This is a genomic window from Amycolatopsis sp. NPDC004625, assembly GCF_040609695.1.
In the GTDB taxonomy this organism is placed as follows: domain Bacteria; phylum Actinomycetota; class Actinomycetes; order Mycobacteriales; family Pseudonocardiaceae; genus Amycolatopsis.
Map to the genome: position 1 here is coordinate 50,404 of NZ_JBEXKX010000039.1, position 6,256 is coordinate 56,659.

The 6,256-nt window shown below is 69.0% G+C and carries 6 protein-coding genes; 4 read left to right on the forward strand and 2 right to left on the reverse strand.

Annotated elements, in window-relative coordinates; translation table 11 throughout:
* The 3 genes from ABZW17_RS34280 to ABZW17_RS34290 are packed head-to-tail and all read left to right on the forward strand — an operon-like array spanning position 1 to position 2,614.
* The gene (locus ABZW17_RS34280; protein ID WP_354823432.1) at positions 1–1,452 is read left to right on the forward strand and encodes a hypothetical protein; all 1,452 of its coding nucleotides are present in this window, start codon (positions 1–3) and stop codon (positions 1,450–1,452) included.
* Between the two features lie 47 nt (positions 1,453–1,499).
* The gene (locus tag ABZW17_RS34285) at positions 1,500–2,240 is read left to right on the forward strand and encodes a PhzF family phenazine biosynthesis protein (protein ID WP_354823434.1); all 741 of its coding nucleotides are present in this window, start codon (positions 1,500–1,502) and stop codon (positions 2,238–2,240) included.
* A complete protein-coding gene (locus ABZW17_RS34290; protein WP_354823436.1) occupies positions 2,240–2,614 on the forward strand; it encodes a YccF domain-containing protein in 375 nt (124 codons plus the stop codon). Before ABZW17_RS34285 ends, ABZW17_RS34290 begins: the two co-directional genes overlap by 1 nt.
* On the opposite strand, the gene ABZW17_RS34295 is transcribed toward ABZW17_RS34290, so the two are convergent.
* A complete protein-coding gene (locus ABZW17_RS34295) occupies positions 2,611–3,411 on the reverse strand; it encodes a metallophosphoesterase family protein (protein ID WP_354823438.1) in 801 nt (266 codons plus the stop codon). The two genes, ABZW17_RS34290 and ABZW17_RS34295, sit on opposite strands and share 4 nt — an antisense overlap.
* Before the next feature lie 37 nt (positions 3,412–3,448).
* Positions 3,449–4,243, reverse strand: coding sequence for an HAD-IIA family hydrolase (locus tag ABZW17_RS34300; protein ID WP_354823440.1), 795 nt, complete (start codon positions 4,241–4,243; stop codon positions 3,449–3,451).
* Between the two features lie 190 nt (positions 4,244–4,433).
* On the opposite strand from ABZW17_RS34300, the gene ABZW17_RS34305 reads away from it, so the two are divergent.
* On the forward strand, positions 4,434–6,206 hold the full coding sequence (locus ABZW17_RS34305) for a multicopper oxidase domain-containing protein (RefSeq protein ID WP_354823442.1): 1,773 nt from the start codon (positions 4,434–4,436) through the stop codon (positions 6,204–6,206).
* Positions 6,207–6,256: the final 50 nt, after the last annotated feature.

A 6,256-nucleotide genomic window follows, 5' to 3' on the forward strand; every position in this document is an offset into this window, starting at 1 on the left:
GTGGCTCACGAGCACGCTGAACATCGCCAGTACGAGGCTGATTTTTACGCGCAGACGCAGCAGAAGCTGCAGCAGAATGTGCACCATTTCGGCGTCGAGGATCAGGGGGACGCTCGCGCCGGGGTGACGCCGCAGACCGAGAACCAGGCCGCGCAGTACTCGTTGGAGCAAGGCAAGGTTCTGCTGCACAACCAGGCCACTCGCGGTGACGCGCCCGCGCCTGGACAGAATTACTCGGCCAGCACGCACGAAGACCTCTACGGCATGGTTCACGAGAACATGAACCCCGGCGATCTGGATGACCGGGGCCGGGTCGCCAACAAGCTCGGCAACTGGCTCGCCGACGTCTCCAACGCGGCCAACGATGCCGTCAACTCCGGCGAGATCCAGTGGCAGGGCTCCGGCGCAGCGCAGGCGCACGGGTTCTTCCAGAACACCGCCAACTACACCGCCGAGACGGCCAACGCTGCCCAGCTCAGTTCCAACCGCTACTCCCAGCAGGCCGCCGCCGCGGATTATGCGCAGAAGAACATGCCCGAACCCACCGGGTTCAACCAGCAGGCCGAGATCAACAAGGCCACCCAGCAGTACCAGTCCGGTGATCTCGTCGGTGCGACGCAGACCATGAACAACGTCGCCGCCAAGCAGCAGCAGGCTGATGCTGCTCATCAGCAGGCCGTTCAGGTCCTCCAGAACCTCGACTCCACCTACCACGAGACCGCCAGCACCCAGCCCACCTACACCCCGCCTCCCCAGCTCGGCCAGGGGGACTCCACCTCCACCAGCGGCTTCCACGGCACCAGCAGCACCAGCTTCACCGGCACCCCCACCCTCGGCGGCACAGGCACCGGCGGCACCACCGGAACCTTCGCGCCGGGCGGCCCGGGCGGAACAGGCCCGGGCGGAACCGGCCCAGGCGCCACCGGACCCGGAGGAACCCCACCGCCCACCTACGTCCCCCCGGGCACCACCAGTGGCACCGGGACCTTCAGCGGCAACACCAACTTCCGCGCCACCCCCGCCGCGAGCAGCTTCGGAGGCCGTGTCACGCCCGATGGGCTTGCCCTGCCCGGAGGGGCCACGACCGGCGGCGGCAGCGGCGGTGACATCACCCGTGGCAAGGGCATCGGGTCCGGGCGGGCCGGGACCGGGTTCGCCGGGTCGCGGGTCTCCGGTAGCGCCGGTACCGCCCCCAAAGAGACAGAAGGCGGCGGCAAGACCGGCGGCAAGCCCGGTGAACGGCTCGAACGCGGAGCGACCGCCGCAGCCGCTGCCAAGGGCAAGGCAGGCTCCACCACGGGCGCCGGGTCGGCTGCTGCCGGGAAAAAGAAAGAAGACGACAAAGAACACAAGAACAAGTACGCCGTCGATGAAGGGGTCTTCGAGCTCCAGGCCGAACGCGGGCCGGACGGGGAAAGGGTCGTGAAGCCGACCATCGGGGAGACCACCTAAGGGACAGACCCGAGGGAAGCCGGGAAAAGCCCGGCTACATTGGGGGCATGCGCTTCTTCATCGTCGACGCCTTCAGCGATCGCGCCTTCGCCGGGAACTCCGCCGGGGTCGTCCTCCTCGACGAACCCGCCGACGAGACCTGGATGCAGGCCGTCGCCGCCGAGATGAAGCACGCCGAGACCGCTTTCTTCGTCTCCTCGACGAAGTCGCTCCGGTGGTTCACCCCCGCCGTCGAGGTTGCCCTCTGCGGGCACGCCACCCTCGCCGTCACGCACGTTCTCGGTGGCGAGCAGACCTACGTCACCAAGAGCGGCGAGCTGCGCGCCAAAGCCGAAAACGGCTGGGTCGAAATGGACTTCCCCTCCGACCCTCCCCAGCCCACCGACGACGACCTGTCCGAAATCCTCCCCGGTGTCGAGATCGAATACACCGGCCGAGGCGTCGAGAACCTCTTCGCGGTCCTGAAAGACGCCGAGACCGTACGCACCCTCGAACCGGACCTCGAGAAGCTCAAGCACACCTGGACCGGACGACTGCTGGTCACCGCCGAGGACACCGACTACGTGAGCCGCTTCTTCGCCCCCGGCGTCGGCATCGACGAAGACCCCGTCACCGGCTCCGCGCACTGCCTCCTGTCGCCCTACTGGTCCGCGAAGCTCGGCAAAACCGACCTCACCGGCGAGCAGGCGTCCGCACGCGGCGGGATCGTCCGGACCCGGCAGGACGGCGACCGCGTCCACCTCGCCGGCCAGGCCGTCACCGTCCTGAGCGGGGAGCTGCACGTCTGATGCGCACCGTGCTGAACATCATCTGGCTCGTCCTGTGCGGCTTCTGGATGGCCGTCGGCTACCTGTTCGCCGGCGTCCTCTGCTGCCTGCTGATCGTCACCATCCCGTTCGGGCTGGCGTCGTTCCGGATCGCGCAGTACGCGTTCTGGCCGTTCGGGCGCACGGTCGTCGACAGGCGGGACGCGGGCGTCGCCTCCTGCCTCGGCAACGTCGTCTGGTTCGTCTTCGCCGGGTGGTGGCTCGCCCTCGGGCACGTCGTCACCGGCGTCCTGCTGTGCCTGACCGTCGTCGGCATCCCGCTCGGCGTCGCGAACTTCAAGATGATCCCCGTGTCGCTGGTGCCGCTCGGCAAGGAGATCGTCGAGATCGCCTAGGACTCCGGCTCGTAGGGCAGCTCGACCACCAGGCACGGCCCGCCGACGAACAACCCGCCGTCGACGCCCAGCGCCTTGCCGCCCGCGTAGAGGAACGGGCCCTCGATCTGCGTGGGGTGGATGCCCAGCTGGTCGGCGATGACGCTGTGCCCGTGCACGATCCGCGACCCGCCGAGCACGTCCATCAGCTTCTGCGCGTTCTCCTCGCCGTCCGGGCCGCGGAACGCGTAGCGCGTCGTCATGCGGCGCCAGACGTCCCACCACGCCTCGATGTCGCTGCCCTCGAGGATGTCGCGAGCCGCCTCGTTGATCTCGTCGACCGACGAGCCCCAGTCGAGGTACTCCAGCGTGTCCGAGTGCAGCAGCAGGTGGTCGGCGGCGACGGCGGCCAGCGGGCGCGCGCTCAGCCACTCGATGTGCTCCGGCGTGAGGCGGTCCTGGTCCGACAGCAGGCCGCCGTTGATCTCCCAGCTGCGGGCGAAGCTGCGCGGGCCGAAGTCGGACGGCACCGGCTCGTCGCCGAAGTGGTACATCCCCAGCGCGAGGATCTCGTGGTTGCCCAGCAGCGTCTGGACCTGGCCGCCGGCCTCGGCCGCCTGCCCTTCGAGCCGCATGACCAGGTCGATCGCGCCGACGCCGTCCGGGCCACGGTCGACGAAGTCGCCCAGGAACCACAACTGGTCCTCACCGCCGGACCACTTGTCCTCCTCGTCGACCAGGCCTTCGGATCTCAGCGCGTCGGCGAGTTCGTCACGGTGCCCGTGGACGTCGCCGACCACGTACGTCGACTTGCTCATCCGGTGACGATAAGCCCTGCTCGCACCCGGGCCGCCGTCAGCCTTCGCCGAACGGGTCCAGGGTCCGCCCGATCAGGTCGGCGACCGAGTCGATCACCAGTGTGGGCCGGTACGGATAGCGTTCGGCCGACTCCCGGCTGGATATGCCGGTGAGCACCAGGATGGTCTGCAGTCCCGCCTCGATGCCCGAGTGCACGTCGGTGTCCATCCGGTCGCCGATCATCAGCGTCGACTCCGAATGCGCACCCAGCCGGCGCAACGCCGAGCGCATCATCAGCGGGTTCGGCTTGCCGACGTAGTACGGCGACCGCCCGGTGGCCTTCTCGATCAGCGCCGCGACGGACCCGGTGGCGGGCATCGAACCCTCGACGCTCGGGCCGGTCGCGTCCGGGTTGGTCGCGATGAACTTCGCGCCGCCCTCGATCAGCCGGATCGCGCGCGTGATGGCGCTGAAGCTGTACGTGCGGGTCTCGCCCAGCACGACGTAGTCGGGGTCACGCTCGGTCAGCACGTAGCCGACTTCGTGCAACGCCGTCGTCAGACCCGCTTCGCCGATGACGTACGCCGAGCCGTTCGGCCGCTGCGACGAGAGGAACTTCGCGGTCGCCAGGGCCGAGGTCCAGATCGACTCCTCGGGGATGTCGAGCCCGGTGCGCTCCAGCCGCGCCCGCAGGTCGCGCGGGGTGTAGATCGAGTTGTTCGTCAGCACCAGGAAGTCGATGCCGTTCGCCTTCAGCTCGGCGAGGAACTCGTCGGCCCCCGGGACGAGGTGCTCCTCCTTCACCAGGACGCCGTCCATGTCGGAGAGGTACGTCCACCGGCGTTCGCTCATGGCGCGAAACCTATCACGCGCGCGAGGCACCTGCGGGCCACGCCGAAAACGGGTATCGTCGGAATTGCCGGTAGCGCGCGGGGAGTCGTTCTGCCGGTCACCGAGGGGGTTCGGGGGAATACTTTTCGACGTCGACGGCGTGCGCGCCGCCGCGCCATTCTTCCTGCCCCCGCACCGAAGGGGGAATCACATGACCGAAATCATCGAGCGACCGGCGGCCGCCGGGCCGATAGCCGCGCCGAACTGGGGACTCACCAAGTTCCTCGACCCGCTGCGCATTCCGCCCGTGTTCCGGCCACGCGGCCGGGAAACGATCACCATTCCGATGGTGGCGAAGCAGCAGCGGCTGCACTCCGAATTGCCCGAAAGTACGTTGTGGACGTACGACGGGCATTTCCCGGGTCCGACGATCGAAGTGCGCAGCGGCAAGCAGCTGCGGATTTCGTGGTCGAACGAAATCGACGGGGAGTTCCCGCTCGTGGCCGTGCAGGGCCCGGTCACCGACGGCCCGGCGAGCCGCCCCGGCCGCGATCTGGACCGGCCGGGCTACTCGATCATCGACGGCGTCGCCGACCTGCCGCCGTGGACGGTCGTGCACCTCCACGGCGCCCGCACCAACGCCGGCAACGACGGCTGGGCGCACAACGCGGGTCTCAAGGGGACGTCGCAGCTGGCCGAGTACCAGAACCGGCAGCAGGCGATGCCGCTCTGGTACCACGACCACGCCATGGCGATCACGCGCTTCAACGTCCACACCGGCCTCGCGGGCATGTACCTGGTCCGCGACGACGAGGAGGACGCGCTCGGCCTGCCGCACGGCGACCACGAGATCCCGCTGATCATCACCGACCGCAACCTCGACACCGACCCGGCGACCCAGGAGCTCACCGGGCAGCTGCTGTTCAAGGTCCCGGCCCTGCCGAACGGCACGCTGATCCCGTTCTCCGGGCCGTTCACCCTGGTCAACGGCGTGATCTGGCCGCACCTGGACGTCGACGCCCGGTGGTACCGCTTCCGGCTGCTCAACGCGGCGAACTCGCGGTTCTACACGCTCGACCTGGTCGACGAGAACAACGTGCCGGTCAACGACGCCGTCCGGCTGATCGGCACCGACGGCGGCCTGCTGCCGGCCCCCGCCGAGCTGCCGGCGGGCGGCCTGACCGTCGCCCCGGCCGAGCGGTTCGACGTGCTGATCGACTTCAGCCGCTTCAAGGGCCGGAAGCTGAAGCTGCGCAACGCCGACCCGCTGCTGGGCGCCATCGAGCCGGACCTCATGGAGTTCCGGGTGGACAGCCGCGCGAAGCACGACCCGTTCACGCTCCCGGCGAAGCTGTCGACGTCGTACGTCCGGCTGCAGCACGGCACGACGCTGCCGGAGGACCACGACCACGTCTGGGTCGCGCTGCTGCTCAACGCCGCGGGGCACCCGGAGATGTGGGACCTCCAGGAGGTCGACGCGGACCCGGGCGGCCCGGGGATCGTCCAGCTCCAGGACCCGAACGGCGGGCTGAAGACGTTCCGGCTGAACGGGCGGCTCTTCGACGACACCACCGGCATCTTCATCGACCACGACCGGTGGGCGGTGTGGAACCTGGTGCACGTGGCCAACGGCGGCCCCGCGCACCCGATCCACATCCACCTGACGGAGTTCCAGGCGCTGTTCCGGCGCGGCTTCACCACGACGTTCGACCAGGCCACCGAGCGGACGACGACGCCGATCAGCGGCTTCACCGACATCCCGCTGGAGAAGTACGAGGAGGGCTGGAAGGACACGATCATCGTGCGGCCCGGCCAGTGGGTGAGCGTCGCCGGGCAGTTCGGCGGCGGAACCGGCGAGTTCATGTTCCACTGCCACATCCTCGACCACGAGGACGAGGGCATGATGCGGCCGTTCGTCGTGCACCCGCCCGAGGTGGCGAAGTTCCACGTCCACCCGGGCGGCCACCACCACCACGACGCCTGACCCCCCGGCTCGTGAGTGGTAAGGCGAGTTCTAACCCGCCTTACCACTCA

Coding starts and splice junctions, on each gene's coding strand:
- ABZW17_RS34285 (WP_354823434.1), top strand. CDS start 1,500: ATGCGCTTCTTCATCGTCGACGCCTTCAGCGATCGCGCCTTCGCCGGG.
- ABZW17_RS34290 (WP_354823436.1), top strand. CDS start 2,240: ATGCGCACCGTGCTGAACATCATCTGGCTCGTCCTGTGCGGCTTCTGG.
- ABZW17_RS34295 (WP_354823438.1), bottom strand. CDS start 3,411: ATGAGCAAGTCGACGTACGTGGTCGGCGACGTCCACGGGCACCGTGAC.
- ABZW17_RS34300 (WP_354823440.1), bottom strand. CDS start 4,243: ATGAGCGAACGCCGGTGGACGTACCTCTCCGACATGGACGGCGTCCTG.
- ABZW17_RS34305 (WP_354823442.1), top strand. CDS start 4,434: ATGACCGAAATCATCGAGCGACCGGCGGCCGCCGGGCCGATAGCCGCG.